At 68.0% G+C, this 23,000-nt stretch carries 21 protein-coding genes; 14 read left to right on the top strand and 7 right to left on the bottom strand.

Annotated elements, in window-relative coordinates; genetic code table 11:
• Positions 1-8: 8 nt before the first annotated feature.
• From CF68_RS22780 to CF68_RS22795, 4 genes are read left to right on the top strand one after another with little or no spacing between them, the layout of a single operon-like run.
• Complete coding sequence (locus tag CF68_RS22780; protein ID WP_035823170.1) at positions 9-854, top strand: ABC transporter permease; 846 nt, start codon at positions 9-11, stop codon at positions 852-854.
• The gene (locus tag CF68_RS22785) at positions 851-1,657 is read left to right on the top strand and encodes an ABC transporter ATP-binding protein (RefSeq protein ID WP_035823173.1); all 807 of its coding nucleotides are present in this window, start codon (positions 851-853) and stop codon (positions 1,655-1,657) included. The genes CF68_RS22780 and CF68_RS22785 overlap by 4 nt, the downstream gene beginning before the upstream one ends.
• Positions 1,658-1,681: 24 nt before the next feature.
• Positions 1,682-2,680: a HEAT repeat domain-containing protein gene (locus tag CF68_RS22790; RefSeq protein ID WP_035823175.1), complete on the top strand. Its 999-nt coding sequence runs from the start codon at positions 1,682-1,684 to the stop codon at positions 2,678-2,680.
• An 8-nt stretch (positions 2,681-2,688) separates the two neighbouring features.
• Entirely contained in the window at positions 2,689-2,952 is a 264-nt protein-coding gene (locus tag CF68_RS22795; RefSeq protein WP_035823310.1) for a gamma-butyrobetaine hydroxylase-like domain-containing protein, read from the top strand.
• An 8-nt stretch (positions 2,953-2,960) separates the two neighbouring features.
• Here CF68_RS22795 and CF68_RS22800 read toward each other — a convergent pair whose 3' ends face one another.
• Both CF68_RS22800 and CF68_RS22805 read right to left on the bottom strand, forming a co-directional pair.
• The gene (locus tag CF68_RS22800) at positions 2,961-3,221 is read right to left on the bottom strand and encodes a MoaD/ThiS family protein (protein ID WP_035823178.1); all 261 of its coding nucleotides are present in this window, start codon (positions 3,219-3,221) and stop codon (positions 2,961-2,963) included.
• A gap of 27 nt (positions 3,222-3,248) precedes the next feature.
• A complete protein-coding gene (locus tag CF68_RS22805) occupies positions 3,249-4,406 on the bottom strand; it encodes a glycosyl hydrolase (RefSeq protein WP_035823180.1) in 1,158 nt (385 codons plus the stop codon).
• A gap of 222 nt (positions 4,407-4,628) precedes the next feature.
• Here CF68_RS22805 and CF68_RS22810 point away from each other — a divergent pair, with 222 nt between their 5' ends.
• Positions 4,629-4,814 carry a hypothetical protein gene (locus CF68_RS22810; RefSeq protein WP_035823182.1) on the top strand — a complete coding sequence of 62 codons (186 nt, stop codon included), beginning with the start codon at positions 4,629-4,631 and terminating at the stop codon, positions 4,812-4,814.
• Positions 4,815-4,980: 166 nt separating this feature from the next.
• The gene (locus CF68_RS22815) at positions 4,981-5,604 is read left to right on the top strand and encodes a hypothetical protein (protein ID WP_035823184.1); all 624 of its coding nucleotides are present in this window, start codon (positions 4,981-4,983) and stop codon (positions 5,602-5,604) included.
• A 14-nt stretch (positions 5,605-5,618) separates the two neighbouring features.
• Here the strand turns inward: CF68_RS22815 and CF68_RS22820 are convergent, their stop codons facing one another.
• The gene (locus CF68_RS22820; protein WP_010810883.1) at positions 5,619-5,825 is read right to left on the bottom strand and encodes a hypothetical protein; all 207 of its coding nucleotides are present in this window, start codon (positions 5,823-5,825) and stop codon (positions 5,619-5,621) included.
• Between the two features lie 467 nt (positions 5,826-6,292).
• Here CF68_RS22820 and CF68_RS22825 point away from each other — a divergent pair, with 467 nt between their 5' ends.
• Positions 6,293-7,687 carry an NCS2 family permease gene (locus CF68_RS22825; RefSeq protein WP_035823187.1) on the top strand — a complete coding sequence of 465 codons (1,395 nt, stop codon included), beginning with the start codon at positions 6,293-6,295 and terminating at the stop codon, positions 7,685-7,687.
• A gap of 181 nt (positions 7,688-7,868) precedes the next feature.
• Here the strand turns inward: CF68_RS22825 and CF68_RS22830 are convergent, their stop codons facing one another.
• Positions 7,869-8,279 (bottom strand): VOC family protein, encoded by a 411-nt coding sequence (locus tag CF68_RS22830; protein WP_035823188.1) that lies wholly within the window; start codon positions 8,277-8,279, stop codon positions 7,869-7,871.
• A gap of 283 nt (positions 8,280-8,562) precedes the next feature.
• Between CF68_RS22830 and CF68_RS22835 the strand changes: the two genes are divergently transcribed.
• A complete protein-coding gene (locus CF68_RS22835; RefSeq protein WP_010810880.1) occupies positions 8,563-8,871 on the top strand; it encodes an H-NS histone family protein in 309 nt (102 codons plus the stop codon).
• 75 nt (positions 8,872-8,946) lie between these two features.
• On the opposite strand, the gene CF68_RS22840 is transcribed toward CF68_RS22835, so the two are convergent.
• On the bottom strand, positions 8,947-9,480 hold the full coding sequence (locus CF68_RS22840) for a hypothetical protein (protein ID WP_051591636.1): 534 nt from the start codon (positions 9,478-9,480) through the stop codon (positions 8,947-8,949).
• A 518-nt stretch (positions 9,481-9,998) separates the two neighbouring features.
• Here CF68_RS22840 and CF68_RS22845 point away from each other — a divergent pair.
• Entirely contained in the window at positions 9,999-11,021 is a 1,023-nt protein-coding gene (locus CF68_RS22845; RefSeq protein ID WP_235205859.1) for an AraC family transcriptional regulator, read from the top strand.
• An 11-nt stretch (positions 11,022-11,032) separates the two neighbouring features.
• Here the strand turns inward: CF68_RS22845 and CF68_RS22850 are convergent, their stop codons facing one another.
• On the bottom strand, positions 11,033-11,953 hold the full coding sequence (locus tag CF68_RS22850) for a LysR family transcriptional regulator (RefSeq protein ID WP_035823192.1): 921 nt from the start codon (positions 11,951-11,953) through the stop codon (positions 11,033-11,035).
• 108 nt (positions 11,954-12,061) lie between these two features.
• On the opposite strand from CF68_RS22850, the gene CF68_RS22855 reads away from it, so the two are divergent.
• A complete protein-coding gene (locus CF68_RS22855) occupies positions 12,062-13,303 on the top strand; it encodes an MFS transporter (RefSeq protein WP_051591638.1) in 1,242 nt (413 codons plus the stop codon).
• A 9-nt stretch (positions 13,304-13,312) separates the two neighbouring features.
• Here the strand turns inward: CF68_RS22855 and CF68_RS22860 are convergent, their stop codons facing one another.
• Positions 13,313-14,539, bottom strand: a complete 1,227-nt coding sequence (locus CF68_RS22860) for an NnrS family protein (protein WP_035823193.1) — start codon at positions 14,537-14,539, stop codon at positions 13,313-13,315.
• Between the two features lie 259 nt (positions 14,540-14,798).
• Between CF68_RS22860 and CF68_RS22865 the strand changes: the two genes are divergently transcribed.
• The 4 genes from CF68_RS22865 to narH all read left to right on the top strand — a co-directional run bounded on the left by CF68_RS22865 (position 14,799) and on the right by narH (position 22,983).
• Entirely contained in the window at positions 14,799-16,079 is a 1,281-nt protein-coding gene (locus CF68_RS22865) for a nitrate/nitrite transporter (protein WP_200872584.1), read from the top strand.
• A 36-nt stretch (positions 16,080-16,115) separates the two neighbouring features.
• Positions 16,116-17,501, top strand: a complete 1,386-nt coding sequence (locus CF68_RS22870) for a NarK family nitrate/nitrite MFS transporter (protein ID WP_035823196.1) — start codon at positions 16,116-16,118, stop codon at positions 17,499-17,501.
• Positions 17,502-17,698: 197 nt separating this feature from the next.
• Entirely contained in the window at positions 17,699-21,436 is a 3,738-nt protein-coding gene (locus tag CF68_RS22875; RefSeq protein ID WP_035823198.1) for a nitrate reductase subunit alpha, read from the top strand.
• Positions 21,433-22,983, top strand: a complete 1,551-nt coding sequence (gene narH / locus CF68_RS22880) for a nitrate reductase subunit beta (RefSeq protein ID WP_035823200.1) — start codon at positions 21,433-21,435, stop codon at positions 22,981-22,983. Before CF68_RS22875 ends, narH begins: the two co-directional genes overlap by 4 nt.
• Positions 22,984-23,000 lie beyond the last annotated feature (17 nt).

Consider the following 23,000-nt stretch of genomic DNA (forward strand, 5'->3'; position numbering starts at 1 on the left):
GCGCGCCCATGACGTCGATCAGCCTTGAAGCGGGGGCGCCCCCGGTGGCACCGGCGGCGCCGGGCGCGGCACGCGTGCGGCTGGCACGCTGGCTGGTGCGCCTGGCCGCGCTGGCCAGCTGCATCGTGCTGTGGCAGCTGGCCTCGTCCCACCGGGCCCACCTCGGCCTCGTCACCTTCGCCAACGTGCCCGCGCCCAGCGACGTGGTTCCCGCGGCCTGGCAGCTGCTGCAGTCACCCAAGCTGGTGCTGCACCTGGGCAACAGCCTGTACCGCGTGTTTGCCGGCTTTGGCGCGGCGGCCGTGGCGGGCATCGTGCTCGGCATGGCGATCGGCCGCTCGCGCTGGCTGGAAGACCTGCTGCTGCCGCCGCTGGAGGTGCTGCGCCCGATCCCGGGCGTGGCGTGGATTCCGCTGGCCATCCTGATGTTCCCCTCGTCGGAGCTGAGCATGATCTTCATCACCTTCATCGGGGCGCTGTTCCCGATCCTGCTCAACACCATCCACGGCGTGGAGCGCACCGACCCGCGCCTGGTCGCCACGGCGCGCAGCCTGGGCGCGCGTCGCTGGACCGTCTTCCCCGAGGTGCTGCTGCCCGCGGCGCTGCCCAGTATCGTCACCGGGCTGGCGATCGGCATGGGCACGTCCTGGTTCTGCCTGGTCACCGCCGAGATGATCGCCGGCCAGTACGGCATCGGCTACTACACGTGGGAGGCCTACAACCTGCAGAACTATGCGGACATCGTTGTCGGCATGCTGCTGATCGGTGCCTTCGGCATGGGCAGCAGCGCGATGATCAAGCGCGTCGGCGCGTGGCTGATGCCATGGACCCGCCTGCAGCAGGTGCGCGCATGACGAGCCAACCGATCCGCGCGGGCCGCCTGCAGGTGCGCGGCCTGGATGTGGCGCTGGGCCAGGGCGATGCCGCCTTCACCGCCGTGCACCAGCTATCCACCGACATTCCCGCAGGGCAGTTCGTCTGCATCCTGGGGCCGTCGGGCTGCGGCAAGTCCACGCTGCTGGGCGCCATCGCCGGACACCTGCCGGCGGCGGCGGGCGAGATCCTGCTCGACGGGGCGCCGGTGCGCGGCCCCGCGCCGGAGCGGGGGCTGGTGTTCCAGCAGCACTCGCTGTTCCCGTGGAAGCGCGTGCTCGACAACGTCGCCTTCGGCCTGAAGATGCAGGGCGTGCCCGCCGCCGAGCGCAAGCGCGAGGCGCAGGCCCTGCTGGACCTGGTCGGCCTGGGCGGCTTCGCGCAGCGCTACCCCGCCCAGCTTTCCGGCGGCATGCAGCAGCGCGTGGAGATTGCGCGCGTGCTGATCAACCGGCCGCGCGTGCTGCTGATGGACGAGCCCTTCGGTGCGCTCGACGCGCAGACCCGCGCCCATATGCAAGCCCTGCTGCTCGACGTCTGGGCGCGGATGCGCACCACCGTGGTCTTCGTCACCCATGACATCGACGAGGCGCTGTTCCTCGCCGACCGCGTGCTGGTGATGTCGCCACGGCCCGGACGCATCCTTGAAGGTATCGCCATTCCCTTCGAGCGGCCCCGCCGCGCCGAGCTGATGACCGACGACGATTTCATCCGGCTCAAGCGCCGCTGCCGCGACCTGCTGCACGACCACACCCAGGCCAGCGCGCTCGCGACCGCCGCCTGACCGCTATCGACCTGACTGCCATCCATGCCGCAAGCTTCCACCCTGCCTGACGAATCCCTGTTTGATCTCGATCCCGCCATCGGCGCGCTGGCGCTGCGCCTGGCCGACCCCGACCCCGCGGTGCGACGCGTGGCCGTGCTGCAACTTGCCGACCTGGAGGATGAAGACGGCGTGCCGCTGCTGCTGCAGCGCCTGCAATCGGACCCTGCCGAATCCGTGCGTGCGGAAGCCGCGCGCACGCTGGCCAGCTGGGAGCACGAAGCGGTCGTCCCGGCGCTGGCCGCGGCACTGGCCGACCCCAGCCGCGAGGTGGCCGAAGCGGCAGCACAGGGTCTGTCGGAACTGAAAGAGCCCGCCTCCGGTGCCGCCCTGCTGCCGTGGGTCACGCACGGCGATCCCTTTGTCCGGGCGGCCGCGTGGCGCGGCCTGCGCGAGCTGCGCTATGCCGCAGGCTTCGATGCGGCCATGGCGGCACTGTCCGACGCGGCCGCCCCGGTGCGCCGCGAAGCCGTGGCCGTGCTGGGCTGGCTCAGGCGCAGCGAAGCCCTGCCCGCGCTGGCACAGGCTGCGACCAGCGATGCCGATACCGACGTCAGGCGCGCCGCCGCCGGCGCGCTCGGCCTGGCTGCCGACCCGTCGGCGCGCGATGCGTTGCTGGCGGCGCTGCGCGACGGCGCCTGGCAGGTGCGGGAAGAAGCCGCGCAGACGCTGGGAAAACTGAAATTCCCTGAAGCCGTGGGCCCGTTGATCGACGCGCTGGAAGACCGCTACTGGCAGGTCCGCGTGCAGGCCGCCAGGGCTCTCGGCAAGCTGCATGACCGCGCGGCGCTGGTGCCGCTGACGGAGCAGCTGGCCCACGCCATCAGCAACCTGCGCAAGGAGGCCGCGCTGTCGCTGGGGAGCCTGCGGGATGCGGCAGCCGTGCCGGCCCTTGCCGCAGCCGCCGACGATGCCGATCCGGAGGTACGCAAGGCCGTGCGCATTGCGCTGGCGCAGATCGGCGCGCCGGAAGGTCATGCATGAGCGGCGGCATGGTCGTACCCACGCGCCTGGAGCTCTCCCGCGCCAACGGCGCGCTGCGCGTCTACTGGCCAGACGGCCAATGCCAGTCGCTGGACCCGGGCCGCTTGCGTGCAGCCTGCCGTTGCGCCGCCTGCCGCGGCAAGCCTTCGGAGGCCGGGCCAGGCGACACGCAAATCGTCGCCCTCGGCGAAATGGGCTATGGCGTGCAGATCGTGTTCAGCGACGGGCACGACCGCGGCATCTACCCGTGGCCGTACCTGCAGGCGCTGTAGCCGGGCGCTTACCCGCCCGCCAGTGCCTGCAGGATATGCACCTCGTCGGTTTCCCTCAATGGCGCATCCAGCCGCATCAGCTGCGTGCGATTGACGAAGACGCGGATATACGGCCGCAGCTTGCCCTGCTCATCAACGATGCGAAAGCGCATGCCGGGGAACTGGCGGTCGAGGTCGTCGAGCAGCTCGGCGATGCTCGCGCCACGGGCCTCGACGTATTCGCGCTGTCCGGTATAAGAGAAGAGCGGCGTCGCGATACGGACCTGCATGGAAGTTCTCCGGTCGGCTGATGGCATTCAGGCAGGGCGCGCCACGGTGACCGCGTAGACCTGCGGCAGGTTGCGGGCGATGCATTGCCAGCCCTCGCCCTCATCGGCACTGGCCCAGATCTCGCCGCCGGTGGTACCGAAGTACACGCCCACCGGCGCGTGGCCGTCGGTGGCCATGGCCTGGCGCTTGACGGTGAACCAGCCCTGCTCGGCCGGCAGGCCGCGGTCCTGCCGTTGCCAGGTTTCGCCGGCATCGCGCGTGACATACGCTGCCGGGCGGCCGCCCGGGCTGACGCGGGGCCAGACGTCGCTGCCGTCCATCGGGAACACCCACACCGTGCGCGGATCACGGCGGTGGGCGACGATGGGGAAGCCAATATCGCCCACCTCCGCCGGCATGGCTTCGCCGATGCGTTTCCACACGCCTTCGCGGCGGTCCATACGATAGATGCCGCAGTGGTTCTGCTGGTACAGGATGTCCGGGTCGGCGGGATGCTGCAGCATGCAGTGCGGGTCCTGGCCGTATTCGGGGTTGGGATCGGGCAGGAAGGTGGCAAGGCTGCCGCGGTTCAGCGGCTTCCAGTCCGCGCCGCCGTCGGTGCTCTCGAACACGCCGCCGCTGGACATGCCGATATACAGGTGGCGCGCGTCGCGCGGATCGACCAGCACGGAATGCATCTTGGGGCCGTCGGGCGTGCCGTCCTGCTCGCCGCCGGTCCAGGTGCGCCAGTTCGGGTGATCGTTGAAGCCTGATACCGGCTCCCAGGTCGCGCCGTGGTCGGCGCTGCGGAACAGGCCCTGCGGCGAGGTGCCGGCATACCAGGTGCCGGGCTCGCTGGCATGGCCGGGCGTGAGCCAGAACACGTGGTCGACGACGCGGCCGGTCTCGCCCTCCGGCGCCTTGTCGAAGGCGGGCGGGCGCGCGGCTTCGGTCCAGTTGCGGCCGCCGTCGGTGGAGCGGAACACGGTCGGGCCCAGGTGGCCGGTGCGCGCCGCCATCAGCATGCGCGACGGTTCACGCGGGTCCTGCACGATATGGTGGATGGTATGGCCGAGAAACGTCGGGCCCTCGATCTGCCAGCTGCGGCGCGCGGCGTCGCTGGTCAGGAACCAGGCGCCCTTGGTGGTGGCAACCAGCAGCCTGACGGGGCCGGTGTCGGTTTCGGGAATGGGGGAAGTCGTCATCTTGGCTCCTGCAAGAAGGCCGGTGAACGATGCTTCCGAGTCTAGTACATGTAGACAGTGTTCACAATTACAGGGTGGCCGAGCTGTGGGTGGCGGGCCGGCAATAGCCACGACGACGACGAAGTAGAACGGAGTTAAACGCGGAAGCCGGCAACTTGCCTGGACATTGCTCGCGAAGTGTGGCATAAGCAATGTTCCCCGATTCTTTCGCGCCCCGACCCCATGCTTCGCACTGCCCGCTTCGCCACCCTGAACCGCCCGGCCCTGCCGGCGGCAGGCGTGCGCGCCGCGCAGCGCCCGGGCATCGCCATCGACCTGGCCGACCGCTTCCACGCGTACGCCCAGGTCCGCCGCGCCGTGCTTTTCCTGGCCGTGCGGGCAGCTCGGGGCGCCACCCTCCAGTCCTGAGCTTTCCCGCACGGCCCATGTCGCGGATGCCACCCGGCACCCGCTTGATCATGCAGCCAGGAGAAAGCCAGACATGTCCCCGCTCTACCGCCATACCTTCTGCGCCATGGTGGCGCTTGCCGCCCTCTACCTGATCCTCAATCCCTGAGCCCGGTGGAGTCGTGCCATGGTGAATATCCATGCCCTGCGCCTGCCGGTGCCGGCCCTGCCGCGCGCGCTCGAACTGCGCATCGACGTCGAGCTGGCGCCGGGCGATATCGAACGCGAGCTGCGTGCCCTGCACGACCGCATCGGCCAACCCGGCGACCGCCTGCATGCGATGCCGGCGCTGCCCGCGGGCGCGCCGGGCCTGCGCCTGCGCTATCGCGAGGCCGACGGCGAGTACTACGTGTATGTGGAAGATGTGATGCAGCGCCGGCTGGCCGGTTATACGGTCTTCAACCGGCTGATCGAGGTCGGCCGCAGGGCCGACCCATGGGTACGGGCGCCGCACACAAAGTTTGCGCCCGCTTACCAGCGCCGCGGCATGGCTCGGGCGCTGTACCGCTGGGCGCTGGACGGCGGGCTGTGCCTGCTGAGCGGGGCGCGCCAGTCGGCCGGCGCCAACGCCCTATGGCAGGCGCTGGCCGCCGATTACCCGATGGGCTACGTGGACTTGCGCCACAAGACGCTGACCTGGCTGGGCCAGGCCGTCGACGCGCCAGTGCGTGAGGGCCTGCATACGCGCATGCTGCTGCTCGGGCGCGGCTGGACGCTGGACGCGTTCATGGCCCGCACCGGCATGTACTGAGGCAGCGGGCCCGCTTACAGCCAGCGGATCGGCGCGGCTTCGCGGGCGTTGGCTACGTACAGGGTCCAGCCCTGGGCAAAGTAGGCGCGCACCCGCGCGGCCAGCGATTGGCCGCCGCCCACGCGGGCGTAGTAGGCAACATCGCGTGCCGGCTGCGCGGCGGGCTTCGATGCCTTGGCTTGGGCGGGCTGGCGATAGAGGGTGTCGGCGAGTACTTGCATGGCGAATATCCTTTCCGGTTGGGATGGAAGTTGTTGCGCCTCACGAAGCACATCCAGCCGTGGTTCGGCCCGGATCGGGAGGCAGTTCAGGGTTATCCCTAGTATAGAGAAGTTGCGCCTGAATCATCCGGGTCTGTACCTATAGGCCGTATATGGGGTGCGTGATAACGGCCACCTGCCGCAAGCGCCACCTGATGCCAATCCGCCAATTTAAGGCGCTCAATCGTCACATTCGATATTCCTCGATGCACATGCCGCGCATTGCCTGCCGGTGATGATGCATGGCGCGTGGTCATCTAGCCTTCAGCCTTGCCCGGATCGCGCCCACAGAGGCACCGACAAGCGGCACACCGATAACAGCGGGTTGGCCAGGTTTGCGCCTCCAGCCCAGACCAGAACCACGTGAGACACGCCTGACGACAGTCCGTACGACGGACGTTGCAGCGCCCGCAAGGAGACAGCTCATCATGATCGAACAGCCCTATCCGTCGCCCGCGACGGAAGCCGATGCCGCACGCCCCCAAGTCCCCGAAGTCCGGAGCCGGCTCGACGCGTTTTTCGAGATCACGGCACGCGGCAGCACCCAGCGCAAGGAAGTGGTCGCCGGGGTGACCACCTTCATGGCGATGGTCTACGCCGTCTTTGTCGTGCCCGGCATGCTGGGCAAGGCCGGCTTCGACACCAGTGCGGTCTTTGTCGCGGTGTGCCTGACCACCGCCTTCGGCTCCCTGCTGATGGGCCTGTGGGCCAAGCTGCCGATCGCCATCGGCTGCGCCATCTCGCTGACCGCATTCATGGCCTTCGGGCTGGTGCTGGGGCAGGGCCTGTCGCCGGCGGTCGCGCTCGGCGCCGTGTTCCTGATGGGCGTGATCTTCACCGCGATCTCCGTCACCGGCGTGCGCTCCTGGATCCTGCGCAACCTGCCGGCCGGCGTGGCGCACGGCACCGGCATCGGCATCGGCCTGTTCCTGCTGCTGATCGCCTCGAATGAAGTCGGCCTGGTGGTCAAGAACGCTCACCCCGGCCTGCCGGTGTCGCTGGGCAAGATCACTTCGTTCCCGGTGGTGATGTCGGTGCTGGGCCTGGCCTCGATCTTCGGCCTGGAGCGCCGCAAGGTGCCGGGCGGCATCCTGCTGGTGATCATCGCGATCTCCGCGTTGGGCCTGGCTTTCGACCCGGCGGTGAAGTTCACCGGCGTGTTCGCGCTGCCGTCGCTGAGCGCACCCGGCCATGAATCGCTGATCGGCGCGATGGACGTGCGCGGCGCGCTGACGGCAGCGGTGCTGCCGAGCGTGCTGGCGCTGGTGATGACCGCGGTGTTCGATGCCACCGGCACGATCCGCGCGGTCGCCGGACAAGCCGGCCAGCTCAATGCCGCCGGCCATATCCACAACGGCGGGCGCGCGCTGACCGCGGATTCGGTCAGCTCGATCTTCTCGGCGATGTTCGGCGGCGCTCCGGCCGCAGCCTATATCGAGTCGACCGTCGGCGTGGTCGCCGGCGCCAAGACCGGCCTGACCGCGGTGGTGGTGGGGCTGCTGTTCGTGGCGGTGATGTTCTTCTCGCCGCTGGCCGGGCTGGTGCCGTCGTACGCCACCGCGCCGGCGCTGATGTACGTCGGCCTGCTGATGCTGTCGAGCGTGAGCCGCCTGCACATGGACGACATGGTCGACGCGATGGCTGGCCTGGTCTGCGCCGTGTTCATCGTGCTGACCTGCAATATCGTGACCGGCATCATGCTGGGCTTCTGCACCCTGGTGGTGGGCCGCGTGGTGGCCGGCGAATGGCGCAAGCTCAATGTCGGCACGGTGGCCATCGCGGTGGTGCTGGCTGCGTTCTATGCCGGGGGCTGGGCCATCTGATCCTGCCGAAACCTACTGCCGCGTCCAGGGCGCCACGCCCGGGACGCTGACAACCAGATGTCTCCTCCACCGTGATCCAGGTGGATTTCAAGCCCGGGCTTCCTGCTTTCCCGGGCTGTTTTTTTTGGTGGCTGGCTTGAAAGGTCCCGCGGATGGTGAATGGGGTTTCGCTAAATCGCCTTCATTGCCCGGCCTGCATTGCGGCCATATCCATGTACACCAGTTCCCAGACATGGCCATCCGGATCCTGGAATCCATGCCCGTACATGAATCCCAAATCCATCGGCGGCTTGTAGGTATTGCCACCCGCCGCGACCGCGGCATTGACCATTTCATCCACGCGCGCGCGGGTTTCCATCGACAGGCAAACCAGCACCTCCGTCGATTTCCGTGCATCGCAGATTTCATTGGGCGAGAAGCTGCGGAACTTGGCTTCCGTCAGCAGCATCACGAAAATGTTCTCGCCGACGATCATGCAGGTGGCAGTGTCGTCGGTAAATTGCGGATTGAAGGAAAAACCCAACTGTGTAAAGAAGGCAATCGACTTTTGCAGGTCGCGGACGGGCAAATTGACAAAGATCTGCTGGCTCATCAGGGGCTCCGGTAGTCGTGTCAGGGGGGCTGCGCCGGGCGCAGACAAGCAGTCTAGGCGCTAAAGCCCCCGCTTGTGCGTATTTTCATTGTCCTTAAAAGCAGGCAAAACGGGCCATGAACAGCCCAATACCGGCTGCGTCGTGGGCTGTACAACCGTCAATTCAGGCCCGCAAACAATCAGTCCGTGCAATCTCCGTTATTTTTTGTAAAATTTTTTTAGGTGAACCGACACCACAACTTCTAGTACCATGCAGCGGCCTATTTGCAGAAAGGGGATATAAATGGCGACATACAAGCAACTCCTGGCTGAGAAGGAAGCGCTGGAAGCCAAGCTGAATGAAGTGCGTGCGACGGAAGTCGCCGGCGTGATCGACAAAATCCGGGATCTGATGACTGAATACGGCCTGACCGCCGAAGACATCCTGCCCCGTCGCAAGCGCGGCCGCCCGGCTGGTTCGAGCGCCAAGAAGCCCGCATCCGCCCTGCCGCCGAAGTACATGGACCCCAAGACCGGCAAGACCTGGTCGGGCCGCGGCCGCGCGCCGGCGTGGCTGGGCAAGCGCCCTGAGCGTTTCCTGATCGAGCAGTAAGCCGCCTGCGCGGCCAGCGGGCGCCTGCCTCAAACGCCCGCTTCAATCGATGGCCCCATCGGTCTGCCGGGCGCGTCACAGCGCCTGGCAGACATAGTCCTTGCGCAGCGCCCTGAAGCCCTGCTGGGTCGGCTCCGCCGTCAGGCGCGCGCCGCCGTCGGCCAGCGGCTGCATGCGCAATACCTGTGCCGAGCACTGGCTCGCGGTCTCGTCCCGCTGGTAGCGGATCTCATACTGGCCGCCGGCAACCGGCACGAATGACACGCCCGCCGCGCAACGCAGCTCAGGCAGCGGCGGCGCCGCTGCCGAGGTCACCGCCACATAGATGCGCCTGCCCGCCTCCACCAGCCGCTCGCGCGTGCGCGCCGGCGGCTCGGGCGAGCGCCCGGCCATGTCCAGGCTCCGGTCCCGTCCCATCGCAGACAACTGCCTGCCGGTTCCCGCCAGTACCAGCGGCCGCGCGGGCACCGGGCATTTGGCCGGATCGACCACGGTGAACGAAGTGTTGTCGTCGGTGCTGGTCAGCAGCCGCACGCTGGCGGCCGGGGCGCCGGCAGGCACCCGGTATTGCGCCACGCAGCCGGACAGCGCGAGTGCGGCGGCAAGCATCGGCAACAAGGCAAGGCGAGGCAGGACTGCGGACGACCGGTCATGGCGCATGGCGGCGGGCAGGTAGAGTCGCAATTGGGCCAACAGCGGGTGTTGGCGGCACGATGGCGGCAAATCCGGCATGGATGCCACACGATGACGGCGCGGCCAGGCAAGACGCCGCGCCCTCAAACCAACCAGCATACCTGCATCCGGCGCTTGGCGGCAGCCGCATAAACCCATGTTGAAAACCTGCGCGTGATATCCACAGAATCTGTGGATATCCTGGCTCTACACTCCCCGAAAGCCCCGGTCTGTGCGGCAACCCACCGGAGCGCCCAAATTTTAGGCAACGGGTTGCACGCGCCCCGGAACCCGGCAACGGTGCGGCACCCCCGCCGCCAGCACGCCGCTGCGCTGCCCAGGCCACACTTCGTCCCCCCGCATGCCCTTGAAGGGGGCACCGGCACCGCGTAATCTCATTGTTACCGGGGGCTGCACTGGCGCACTTGCGCCAACTTGCCAGCCAGATAATGACAATGACACAACAAGAGCCTATCCAGGCCGGGCCGTTGCCTCGTGACCTGCTGCACGCACTGCGTGACGGCGGCTACGACGTATCGGGACTCGCGCCTGCCCCGGAATCCGACACCGACTCCGAACCCAGCGACCTCAGACCCACCATGCCGGCGGCCGGCCCGCAACAGGCCTGCCACGTGCTCTGCGCGGTCTACCGTGCCACCGGCGATCCAACCATCGGCCTGTGGCTGGGCAGCCGAATGCAGACCGACCTGCTCGGGCTGGCGGGCCTGACGGCCATGGCCGGGCCGTCGCTGGGCACCGCGCTGCGGCGCATTGCGCGCTACCAGAAGCTGCTCGCCGGCGACCGCATCGAACTGCGCCGCCAGGGCGACGAAGCCTGGGTCTGCATCCGCCCGAGCGACCCCGAGGCGCCCGACACCCGCCCGCGCATCGACATGGAGCTGTGCTCGCTGCTGGCCTTTGGGCGCCAGTTCACGCGCAAGCCGCTGCATCCGCTGCGGGTGTCGCTGCGCATCGGCCAGCCGGACTGGCACCTGCGCTATACCGAGGCATTCGATTGCCCGGTGCGCTTTGGCGAGCCGGAAGACGCCATCGTGTTCGGCCGCCGCGACCTGGCCTTGCGCCTGGCTGCCCGCGTGCGCAGCGGACCGGCCGGCGCGGGCCACGCCACGCGCGAAGCGCGGCCGGCGTCCGCTTCGCTGGACGATGTGCGCGCGGCCCTGCAGGCGCTGGCCGGCGAGCGCGCCCTCAGCCTGGCCGCGGTGGCACGCCACCTGGACATCAGTGAGCGCACGCTGCAGCGCCGGCTGATGGCGGCGGGCACGAGTTTTCGCACGCTGTGCGAGGAAGCGCGCCGCGACCTGGCTGGCGGCTACCTGGCCGGGGGCGCGCTGTCGCTGGGAGAAATCGCGTTCCGGCTCGGCTTTGACGATGCCAACTCGTTCTTCCGCGCCTTCCGCCGCTGGACCGGCATGACGCCGGGCGACTACCGGCGCGCGGCGGCGCATCCGCCTGCCTAGGGCGGGCCGGCTCACCCGCCGTCGGGTTGCTCCCACGGCGGGTTGTCGCCGAAGCGCCGGGCCAGGAAATCGACAAAGGCGCGCACGCGCGGCGGCACCAGCCGCCGCTGCGGCATCACGGCGTAGATGCCGGTGTCGGCGAGCGGGTAATCGGGCAGCACCTGCACCAGCCGCCCGGCGCGCAGGTCGGCGCAGACATGCCAGGTGGAATGCAGGGCGATGCCAAAGCCCGCCAGCGCCGCATCGGACAACAGCTCGCCGCTATTGGCCTCGATCCGGCCACGCACGCGCACGGCAATTTCACCGCCGGCACCATCGCCCAGGCGCCAGACATCCTGCCGGCCCTGACTGCCCACCAGCACCAGGCAATCGTGCTGCGCCAGGTCCTGCGGGGTGCGCGGCGTGCCGCGCCGGCGCAGGTAGTCCGGCGCGGCACACAGCAGCCGCCGATTATTGGCCAGCCGCCGCGCGACCAGCGTCGAATCGTCCAGCGCACCGATGCGGATGGCCAGGTCGAAACCCGCGCTGACCAGGTCCAGCACGTTGTCGGTCAGGTTGACGCTCAGCGTCAGCCCGGGATGCTGCGCCAGGAATTCCGGCAACAGCGGCGAGATATAGAGCCGCCCGAACGAGGACGAAGTAGTCACCCGCAGCGTGCCCGACACCCCGGTGCCAGCCTGCCGCAACGAGGTGCCCAGCGCTTCCAGGTCGTCCACCAGCGCGCGCCCCTGCTCGGCCAGCACGACGCCTTCCGGGGTGGCATGCAGCCGCCGCGTGGTGCGATGCAGCAGGCGCACGCCCAGCTCACGTTCCAGCCGCTGCAGCCGCTGGCTGGCCACCGCCACCGACAGGTCCAGGCTGCGTGCCGCGGCGCTGATCGAGCCCAGGTCGAGCACGCGCAGGAACAGGCCGATATCGCCGATCCGGTCCATGATTATCAAGATTCCATTGAAACTGATTATGGATCATGCCGGTTTTTGCTGAAGACGGAAAGGCACAGACTGCGGGCTTCCTTCCTTTTGCCGACGCCTCCCCCGAACATGGCCTCCCCAGTCTCCACTAACTCCACACCCGGCGCTGCATCCGCCCGCGGCCGGCTGCCGGTTGCGCTCTACGCGCTCACTGCCGGTTCCTTCGGCATCGGCTGCGCCGAATTCGTGATCATGGGCCTGCTGCTTCAGGTTGCCGCCGACCTGGAGGTGACCATCGCCGCCGCCGGCATGCTGGTGTCCGGCTACGCGCTGGGCGTCTTCGCCGGCGCGCCGGTGCTGACCCTGCTGTCGCGGCGCATGCCGCGCAAGGCCGTGCTGCTGGCGCTGATGGTGATCTACACCATCGGCAATGCCGCCTGCGCGCTGGCGCCCGACTACACCACGCTGATGATCGCGCGCGTGCTGACCTCGCTCACGCACGGCACCTTCTTCGGCGTCGGCGCGGTGGTGGCCACCGGGCTGGTGCCGGAAGACCGCCGCGCCTCGGCGATTTCCGTGATGTTCTCCGGCCTGACACTGGCCACGCTGCTGGGCATGCCCGCCGGCGCCTGGCTGGGCCTGCACCTGGGCTGGCGCTCGACCTTCTGGGCGATGACGCTGATCGGGCTGATGTCGCTGGCGGTGATCGCGCTGCTGGTGCAGAAGAGCCAGGACCACGGCGCCCCGGTGGCGCTGCGCGACGAACTGGCCACCATCGGCCGCCCGCAGGTGCTGCTGGGCCTGTTGATGACGGTGCTGCAGTCGATGGGCATCTTTGCCGTGATCACCTACGTGCAGCCGCTGCTGACGCGCGTGTCCGGCTTTGGCGAGGCGGCGGTGTCACCGATCCTGCTGCTGTTCGGCGCCGGCATGATCCTTGGCAACGTGCTCGGCGGCCGCTTTGCCGACCGCACCCCGACGCGCGCGGTGCTGGCCACGCTGACCACGCTGACGCTGGTGCTGGCGGCGATGACGCTGGCCATCCACAGCCAGGTGCTGGTGGTGGCCTTCGTCGGCATCCTTGGCGTCGCGGCCTTTGCCACGGTCTCGCCGCTGCAGCTGCGCGTGCTGCGCCACGCCCAGGGCGCGGGGCAGAACCTGGCATCGAGCTTCAATATCGCGGCATTCAACCTGGGCAACGGCCTGGGCGCGTGGATGGGCGGCGTGGTGGTCGATCACGGGCCGGGGCTGGCGGCATTGCCGTGGATTGCGGCCCTGGCGCCGATGGCTGCGCTGGGGGTGGCGTGGCTGAGCGTGAGGATGGAAAACGGCAGCCACGCCGCCGTGCCCGTGGCGCAAGCCTGCCCCTGATCCCGCACTTCAGCCCGGCTTGCCGTCCACCCGCGGACGCGCAAGCCGCGGCGCATACGCCAGCGCATAGAGGCCGAACCCGGCCACCCAGCACGCCCCGGCTCCCCACACCCAGTGCAGGTAGCCGCCCGGCCAGGCCATCGGCCCGAACACCCGCAACACCGCAGCCGCGGCCACCAGCCAGTACGCCGCGGTTTCCGCGCGGCCGGCCACCAGCATGCGGCCGGTGTGGCCCAGCGCGGTGCGCGTGATCATGGCGATGATCGCCACGCCGAGCACGCCCACCGTGAACGCATGCGTCGCCAGCCCCGCCATCACCAGCCCCAGCGCACCCAGCGCCTGCAGCAGCAGCGCCACCGGCAGCCACGCATAGGCCAGGTGCAGCACCCACAGGATCGACCGGTTGCCTACCGCATGGCTGCGCCAGCCAGCCACGCGCACGGCCAGCACCGCCGCGGCCAGCAATGACAGTGCCGCCGCCAGCCAGCCCGGCAACGGCAGCAGCCCCGCGGCCAGTCCCAACGCCGCGGCCGGCACCACCATGCGGTCCACCTGCCGGTATTGGCGCAGGCGGAACCCCGGGATCGCGTTGGTCGTGAACATCGGGATGACGCGCCCGCCGATCACCACCACGAACAGCGTGACCAGCGCCACGCCGGCGCGGCAGGCCAGCATCGCACCGGCGTCATGGCCGCGCGCCTGCAGCCACAGGCTGGTGATGTCGGCCGCGCCCAGCAGCCACAGCGCCAGGGCCAGCGGATAGTTGCGGCGGTTGCCGGCGCGGGCCAGCGTGCGCGTGAAGGCCAGCGCAGCCAGCGGCAGGAACGCGCCCTCGATCACGAAGGCCGCCGTGCCGGGGGCCACCCACATGCCCACGCGCCCGGCCAGCCACAGCAGGAACAGCGCGGCCAGCGCGGCTCCGGTGGGTGTCGGCTGGCCGGTCCAGGCCCGCCCCGCGGTGAACAGGAAGCCCACCACGATGGCCGCGGCAAAGCCGAACACCATCTCGTGCGCATGCCAGAACATCGCCGGCATCACCGGCGCCGGGCCGACTGCGGCGACGCCCGCCAGCATCGCCGACCACGCCGCGATGGCCAGCGCGGCGAACACCGCCCCGCCCAGGTAGAACGGCCGGAAGCCCAGCGCAAACAGCGCAAAACCGCGCGGCGGCGGCCCGGCGGGCGCCTTGCCGGGGGGCGGCGAGCGCCGCGCGGGGAGGATGGGGATGGTGTCCATGGCTGGCTATGGGAATCAGGTGGTGCGGCGCGCGCCGGTTTCTTGATCCGGCGCACGGTTAGCCGCAGGTGCGAAAACGGATGCCATTCACGCTGACTGCACGATAGCACCGCCGCCGCGCCGGCGACCTCCGCCGGCAGAACTACCTCCAAAGGCAGGCTGCGCACCCGTGTGCGCTGTGCTGCCGGCGAATAGGCAGCACCAGTGGCCGCCCCTACTCTGGCATCACCCCCGCCAAAGTTGACACAGGAGCATGGCCATGGCCACCCACCCACGCGCGCCGGAGCCCATTGCGCCCGGCGCCGCAATCACGCTGGCGTCCAGCACTTTCGCCTTCACCATCTGCTTTGCCGTCTGGATGCTGTTCGCGGTCCTCGGCATTCCGCTCAAGCAGGAACTCGGCCTCAACGACACCGAATTCGGGCTGCTGGCGGCAACCCCCGTGCTGAGCGGCTCGCTGATCCGCGTGCCGCTTGGCATCTGGACCGACCGCTACGGCGGCCGCATTGTTTTCTTCGTGCTGATGCTGGCCACGGTGATCCCGATCTGGCTGATCTCGTACGCGCACACGCTGTGGCAGCTGCTGGTGCTGGGCCTGTTCGTCGGCCTGGCCGGCGGCTCGTTCTCGGTCGGCACGCCGTATGTGGCACGCTGGTTCCCGCGCTCGCGCCAGGGCCTGGCGATGGGCATCTTCGGCGCCGGCAACTCGGGCGCGGCGCTGACCAAGTTCGTCGCGCCGGCGATGATCCTGGCCGCCGGCACCTGGACCGTGGTGCCGCGCGTCTATTCCGTGGCGATGCTCGTCACCGCCGTCCTGTTCTGGGTGTTCTCGCGCAGCAACCCGGCGCACCTGGTCAAGTCCAGCGTCGGCTGGCGCGAGCAGCTCGCCGTGATGCGCGACCCGCGCGTGTGGCGCTACTCGCAGTACTACTCGGTGGTGTTCGGCGGCTATGTCGGCCTGTCGCTGTGGATGACCAAGTACTACATCGGCGAATACGGCTTCGACATCAAGACCGCCGCCTTCCTGGCCGCGTGCTTCTCGCTGCCCGGCGGCGTGCTGCGCGCCATCGGCGGCTGGATCTCCGACCGTTACGGCGCGCACCGCACCACCTGGTGGGTGATGTGGGTGAGCTGGGTCGGCTTCTTCCTGCTGAGCTATCCGCAGACGGATTTCATCATCCAGACCATCAGCGGCCCGCAGGCCTTCCGCATCGCGCTGACGCCCACCGTCTTCACCTTCCTGCTGTTCGTGGTCGGCATCGCCTTCGCTATCGGCAAGGCCTCGGTGTTCAAGTTCATCTCCAACGACTTCACGCACAACATCGGCGCGGTCTCGGGCGTGGTCGGCCTGGCCGGCGGGCTGGGCGGCTTCGTGCTGCCGATCCTGTTCGGCGTGCTGGCCGACCTGACCGGCGTGCGCAGCAGCTGCTTCATGCTGATGTACGGCACCGTCTGCGTGAGCCTGGTGTGGATGCACTACAGCCAGCGCGCCGAGCGCCGGCGCAAGGAAAGCGCCGTCGGCCTGGCACAAGCCGCCTGACGCCCTTCATCGCACTAGCAACCAAGGCACACCATCATGTCCTCTTCCGTACTCACCCGCTGGGAGCCCGAGAACAAGGCTTTCTGGCAAAGCGAAGGCGAACGCATCGCCTACCGCAACCTGTGGATCTCGATCCCGGCGCTGATGCTGGCCTTCGTGGTCTGGATGCTGTGGAGCGTGGTCGCGGTAAACCTAGACCGCGCCGGCTTTCAGTTCACCAAGAACCAGCTGTTCTGGCTGACCGCGCTGCCGGCGCTGTCCGGCGCCACGCTGCGCATCTTCTACTCGTTCCTGGTGCCGGTGTTCGGCGGGCGCCGCTTCACCGCGATCTCCACCGCGCTGCTGCTGATCCCCGCGCTGGGCATGGGCTTCGCGCTGCGCGACCCGTCCACCGGCTATCCGACTCTGCTGGTGCTGGCGCTGCTGTGCGGGCTGGGTGGGGCCAACTTCAGTTCGTCGATGGCCAATATCAGCTTCTTCTTCCCCAAGGCGAAGAAGGGGCTGGCCACCGGGCTGAACGCGGGCATCGGCAACCTGGGCGTGTCGGTAGTGCAGTTCGTCACGCCGCTGGTGGTGTCGGTGGCGATCTTCGGCGCGCTTGGCGGCGAGCCGCAGCAGTACCAGGCCAACGGCGCCACGCAGAACCTGTGGCTGCAGAACGCGGGCTTTGTCTGGGTGCCGTTCATCATCGTGTCGGCACTGGCGGCCTGGTTCGGCATGCATGACATTGCGGACGCCAAGGCCTCCTTTGCCGACCAGGCAGTGATCTTCAAGCGCAAGCACAACTGGCTGATGTGCTGGCTGTATGTGGGCACCTTCGGTTCATTCATCGGCTTCTCGGCCGGGCTGGCACTGCTGACCAAGTCGCAGTTCCCGGGCGTGAATCCCACGGCGTATGCGTTCCTGGGGCCGCTGGTGGGCGCGCTCACGCGACCGGTAGGTGGCTGGATCTCCGACAAGCTCGGCGGTGCGCGCGTCACGCTGTGGACCTTCGTCGGGATGATCGCGGCAGTGTTCGCGGTGCTGGCGGCACTGCCGCATGACGGCGCCGGCGGCAACTTCACATTCTTCCTGGCCGCCTTCATCGCGTTGTTCGCGCTGACCGGCATCGGCAACGGCTCGACCTTCCGCATGATCCCGGTGATCTTCCTGACCGAGCGCCAGCGTGCCGCCGCGGGCAAGGGCGACGCCGCACAGAAGCAGGCATTGCAGGACGCCGGCAAGGAATCCGCCGCCGTGCTGGGCTTCTCCGGCGCAATCGGCGCCTACGGCGGCTTCTTTATCCCCAAGAGCTTCGGCACCTCGCTGGAGCTGACCGGCGCCGCCGACGCCGCGCTGTATTGCTTTATCGCCTTCTACCTCAGCTGCGTGCTGGTGACATGGTGGCACTACGCGCGCCGCAACGCCCCCATGCCCTGCTGACCCTGTCACCAGTGCCGCCGGCCGGGCTAGTTCTTCCGAACTAGTCCCGTGCCCGGCGCCTAGCCCGATCGCCATGCGGCGGCTGTTCCACCAGCGAATTGGCTGCCGCCCGCCTCCCCCATAAGCTGAGGGTGTCCCTGCAAAGCTCCTGAAACCACCGGAGCGCCCGCAGCAAAGCACTCGCGGAGAACAAAGCAATGAGTCATGTCCTGGATCGACTGAAGTTCATGTCGCGCGTCAAGTCCACCTATGCGGATGGCCACGGCGCGGTGGTGAACGAAGACCGCAAGTGGGAGGACGGCTATCGCAGCCGCTGGCAGCACGACAAGATCGTGCGCTCGACCCACGGCGTGAACTGCACCGGCTCCTGCTCCTGGAAGGTCTACGTGAAGAACGGCCTGATCACGTGGGAAACCCAGCAGACCGACTACCCGCGCACGCGCCCGGACCTGCCCAACCATGAGCCGCGCGGCTGCCCGCGCGGGGCCTCGTACAGCTGGTACGTCTACTCCGCGCAGCGCGTCAAGTACCCGATGATCCGCGGCCGCCTGATGGAGATGTGGCGCGAGGCCCGCAAGACCATGGACCCCGTTGCCGCGTGGGAATCGATCAGCCAGGACCCGGTCAAGGCCGCGCGCTACAAGAGCGTGCGCGGCCTGGGCGGCTTCGTGCGTGCGGACTGGAACACGGCGACCGAGATGATCGCGGCGGCCAATGCCTTTACCGTGAAGAAATTCGGCCCGGACCGCGTGATCGGCTTCTCGCCGATCCCGGCCATGTCGATGGTGTCCTATGCCGCCGGCGCACGCTACCTGAGCCTGCTCGGTGGCGCCTGCCTGTCGTTCTACGACTGGTACTGCGACCTGCCGCCGGCCAGCCCGCAGGTCTGGGGCGAACAGACCGACGTGCCCGAATCAGCCGACTGGTACAACTCCACCTACCTGATGGTGTGGGGCTCGAACGTGCCGCAGACCCGCACGCCCGACGCGCACTTCTACACGGAGGTCCGCTACAAGGGCACCAAGACCGTGGCAGTCTCGTCCGACTTCGGCGAGATGGTCAAGTTCGGCGACATCTGGCTGGCGCCGAAGCAAGGCACCGACGCCGCGCTGGCGATGGCCATGGGCCACGTGGTGCTGAAGGAATTCCACGCCAGCGGCAAGTCCGCTTACTTCCGCGACTACGTGAAGCAGTACACCGACATGCCGATGCTGGTGCTGCTGCGTGACAACCAGGGCACGCTGGTGCCCGATCACTTCCTGCGCGCCTCGCACCTGGCCGATAACCTCGGCGAAGCCAACCATCCCGAGTGGAAGACCCTGCAGATTGACGACGCCACCGGCGAGATCGTCGCGCCCAACGGTTCGATCGGCTTCCGCTGGGGCGAAGCCGCGCACAACGGCGGCGAGAAGGTGGGCCGCTGGAACCTGGAAATGAAGGACGGTGGCAGCGGCCGCACCATCGATCCGCGCCTGTCGCTGGTCAGCCAGCATGACGAAGTGGTCGAAGTCGGCTTCCCCTACTTCGGCGGCGAACACGACGAGCTGCTGCGCCGCCGCGTGCCGGCCCGCCGCCTCACTCTGCCCGATGGCAGCACCGCGCTTGTCGCCACTGTGTATGACCTGCAGATGGCCAACTACGGTGTCGACCAAGGCCTGGGCGGCCCCAACGTGGCGGCGTCGTATGAAGACGACGTGCCCTACACCCCCGCCTGGCAGGAAAAGCACACCTCAGTGCCGGCACGCCTGGTGACGCAGGTAGCGCGCGAGTTCGCCGACAACGCCGACCGCACGCAAGGCAAGAGCATGGTGATCGTCGGTGCCGCGCTCAACCACTGGTATCACAACGACATGATCTACCGCGGCATCATCAACCTGCTGATGATGTGCGGCTGCATCGGCAAGAGCGGCGGCGGCTGGGCCCACTATGTCGGCCAGGAAAAGCTGCGTCCGCAATTCGGCTGGGCCCCGCTGGCCTTCGGCCTGGACTGGTCGCGCCCGCCGCGCCAGATGAACGGCACCTCGTTCTTCTACAACCACACCAGCCAGTGGCGCCACGAGAAGCTGGGCGTCGACGAGATCCTGTCGCCGACCGCCGACCGCAAGCGCTATGACGGCCTCTCGCTGCTGGACCTGAACGCGAAGTCCGAACGGATGGGCTGGCTGCCGTCGGCCCCGCAACTGGGCACCAATCCGCTCGATGTGGTCGATGCGGCCGACCGCGCCGGGCAGGACCCGGTCGCCTACACGGTCGAGCAACTGAAGTCCGGCAAGCTGCAGTTCGCCTGCGACGATCCCGACAACCCGGCCAACTTCCCGCGCAATATGTTCGTGTGGCGCTCCAATATCCTGGGCAGCTCGGGCAAGGGCCATGAGTACTTCCTGAAGTATCTGCTGGGCACGCAGAACGCCGTATTCGGCGACGAGAACGATGCGATCACGCCGAGCGAAGTCAACGTGCGCCCGGCCGCCGAAGGCAAGCTGGACCTGCTGACCGTGCTGGACTTCCGCATGAGCACCACCTGCCTGTACGGCGACATCGTGCTGCCCACCGCCACCTGGTACGAGAAGGACGACCTCAACACGTCCGACATGCACCCGTTCATCCACCCGCTGTCCGAAGCCGTGCAGCCGCTGTGGGAAAGCAAGACCGATTGGGAGATCTACAAGGCCATCGCGAAGAAGTTCAGCGAGATTGCCGGCCCCTACCTGGGCACGCGCAAGGACCTGGTGTGCACGCCGCTGCTGCACGACACCCCGGGCGAACTCGGCCAGCCGTTCGAGCCGAAGGACTGGAAGGCCGGCGAGTGCGACCTGATCCCCGGCAAGACCGCGCCGTCGATGACCGTGGTGGAGCGCAACTACGCGGACATCTACAAGAAGTTCACCTCGATCGGGCCGCTGCTGGACAAGCTTGGCAATGGCGGCAAGGGCATCAACTGGAACACCCAGCATGAAGTGAAGGAGATCGGTCAGCTCAGCCACACCGTCAAGGAACCCGGCGTCAGCCAGGGCCGCCCGCGGCTGGAAAGCGCGATCGACGCCGCCGAGATGATCCTGACCTTCGCGCCCGAGACCAACGGCCACGTCGCCGTCAAGGCCTGGGAAGCACTGTCGAAGATCACCGGGCGCGACCACGCCCACCTGGCCGAGGGCCGCGAGCACGACAAGATCCGCTTCCGCGACGTGCAGGCGCAGCCGCGCAAGATCATCTCCGCGCCAACGTGGTCGGGACTGGAATCGGAAGAGGTCAGCTACAACGCCGGCTACACCAACGTGCATGAGCTGATCCCCTGGCGCACGCTCACCGGCCGCCAGCAGTTCTGGCAGGACCACCGCTGGATGCTGGACTTCGGCGAAGGCGCGTGCGTGTACAAGCCGGCCATCGACACCAAGACCGTGGCGCCGATGCTGGGCAAGAAGCCCAACGGCAATCCGGAGCTGGTGCTGAACTGGATCACGCCACACCAGAAGTGGGGCATCCACTCCACCTACTCGGACAACCTGCGCATGCTGACGCTGTCGCGCGGCGGCCCGCACGTGTGGATCTCGGAGACCGAGGCCAAGGCCAACGGCATCCGCGACAACGACTGGGTCGAGGTCTTCAACGTCAATGGCACGCTGACCGCCCGCGTGGTGGTGTCGCAGCGCGTGCCCAAGGGCATGTGTTTGATGTATCACGCCCAGGAAAAGATCGTGAACGTGCCCGGCGCCGAGACCAGCGGCATGCGCGGCGGCATCCATAACTCGGTCACGCGCGCCGTGACCAAGCCCACCCACATGATCGGCGGCTACGCGCAGCTGGCCTACGGCTTCAACTACTACGGCACCGTGGGCAGCAACCGCGACGAGTTCGTGATCCTGCGCAAGATGAAGAAGGTCGACTGGCTGGAAGGGCCGCTCGTAGAAAAGACTAAGGAAGGAGCCTCGCAATGAAGATCCGTGCCCAGGTGGCCATGGTGCTGAACCTCGACAAGTGCATCGGCTGCCATACCTGCTCCGTGACCTGCAAGAACGTCTGGACCAGCCGCGACGGCGTCGAGTACGCGTGGTTCAACAACGTCGAGACCAAGCCCGGCATCGGCTACCCGAAGGAGTGGGAGAACCAGGACAAGTGGCAGGGCGGCTGGCGCCGCAACGCCGACGGCACGCTGGAGCCGCGCCAGGGCGGCAAGCTGAAGATCCTGGCGAACCTGTTCGCCAACCCCAACCTGCCGCAGATCGACGAGTACTACGAGCCCTTTACCTACGACTACGAGCATTTGCAGAAGGCGCCGCTGGTGCAGACGCCGCCCACCGCGCGTCCGGTCTCGGTGCTGACGGGCCGCAAGATGGAAAAGATCGAGTGGGGCCCGAACTGGGAAGACGACCTCGGCGGCGAATTCAGCTCGCGCGGCCGCGACAAGCTCTTCGACGACGTGCAGAAGGAGATGTACTCCACCTTTGAGAACACCTTCATGATGTACCTGCCGCGCCTGTGCGAGCACTGCCTGAACCCGGCCTGCGTCGCGTCGTGCCCGTCGGGCTCGATCTACAAGCGCGAGGACGACGGCATCGTGCTGGTCGACCAGGACAAGTGCCGCGGCTGGCGCATGTGCATCTCGGGCTGCCCGTACAAGAAGATCTACTTCAACTGGCAGAGCGGCAAGGCCGAGAAGTGCCTGTTCTGCTATCCGCGCATCGAGGCCGGCCAGCCCACGGTCTGCTCCGAGACCTGCGTCGGCCGCATCCGCTATCTCGGCGTGATGCTGTACGACGCCGACCGCATCGAGCAGGCGGCATCGGTGGCCGATGAGCGCGACCTGTACCAGTCGCAGCTCGACGTCTTCCTCGATCCGCACGATCCCGCGGTGCAGGCCGAGGCGCTGCGCCAGGGCATTCCGCAAAGCTGGCTGGATGCCGCGCGCAAGTCGCCGGTCTACAAGATGGCGTGCGAGTGGAAGGTTGCCTTTCCGCTGCACCCGGAGTACCGCACCCTGCCGATGGTCTGGTACATCCCGCCGCTGTCGCCGATCCAGTCGGCGGCCGAGGCCGGCCACATGGGCCTGAACGGCGTGATCCCGGACGTGAAGAGCCTGCGCATCCCGGTCAAGTACCTGGCCAACCTGCTGACCGCGGGCGACGTGATGCCGGTGCTGTCCGCGCTGGACCGCATGCTGGCGATGCGCGCCTACAAGCGCTCGCAGGTGGTGGACGGCGTGCAGGACCTGGGTGTGCTGGAGCAGGTGGGCCTGACGCCCGCGCAGGTCGAGGACATGTACCAGACCATGGCCATCGCCAACTACGAGGACCGCTTCGTGATCCCGTCCTCGCACAAGGAGATGGTCGAGGACAGCTTCAACGACAAGGCCAGCTGCGGCTTCACCTTTGGCAACGGCTGCTCAGGTGGTACTTCGGACGGCTCGCTGTTCGGCAAGAAGCCGCAGGGCAGCGTCCACTTTGTCGACATGCCCAAGTCGCGCAAGAACGCCGTGATGAGCTGATGCGTCCCACGAACCGC

Origin of the sequence: Cupriavidus sp. SK-4 (assembly GCF_000611125.1) — a bacterium.
GTDB classification, from domain to species: Bacteria; Pseudomonadota; Gammaproteobacteria; order Burkholderiales; family Burkholderiaceae; genus Cupriavidus; species Cupriavidus necator.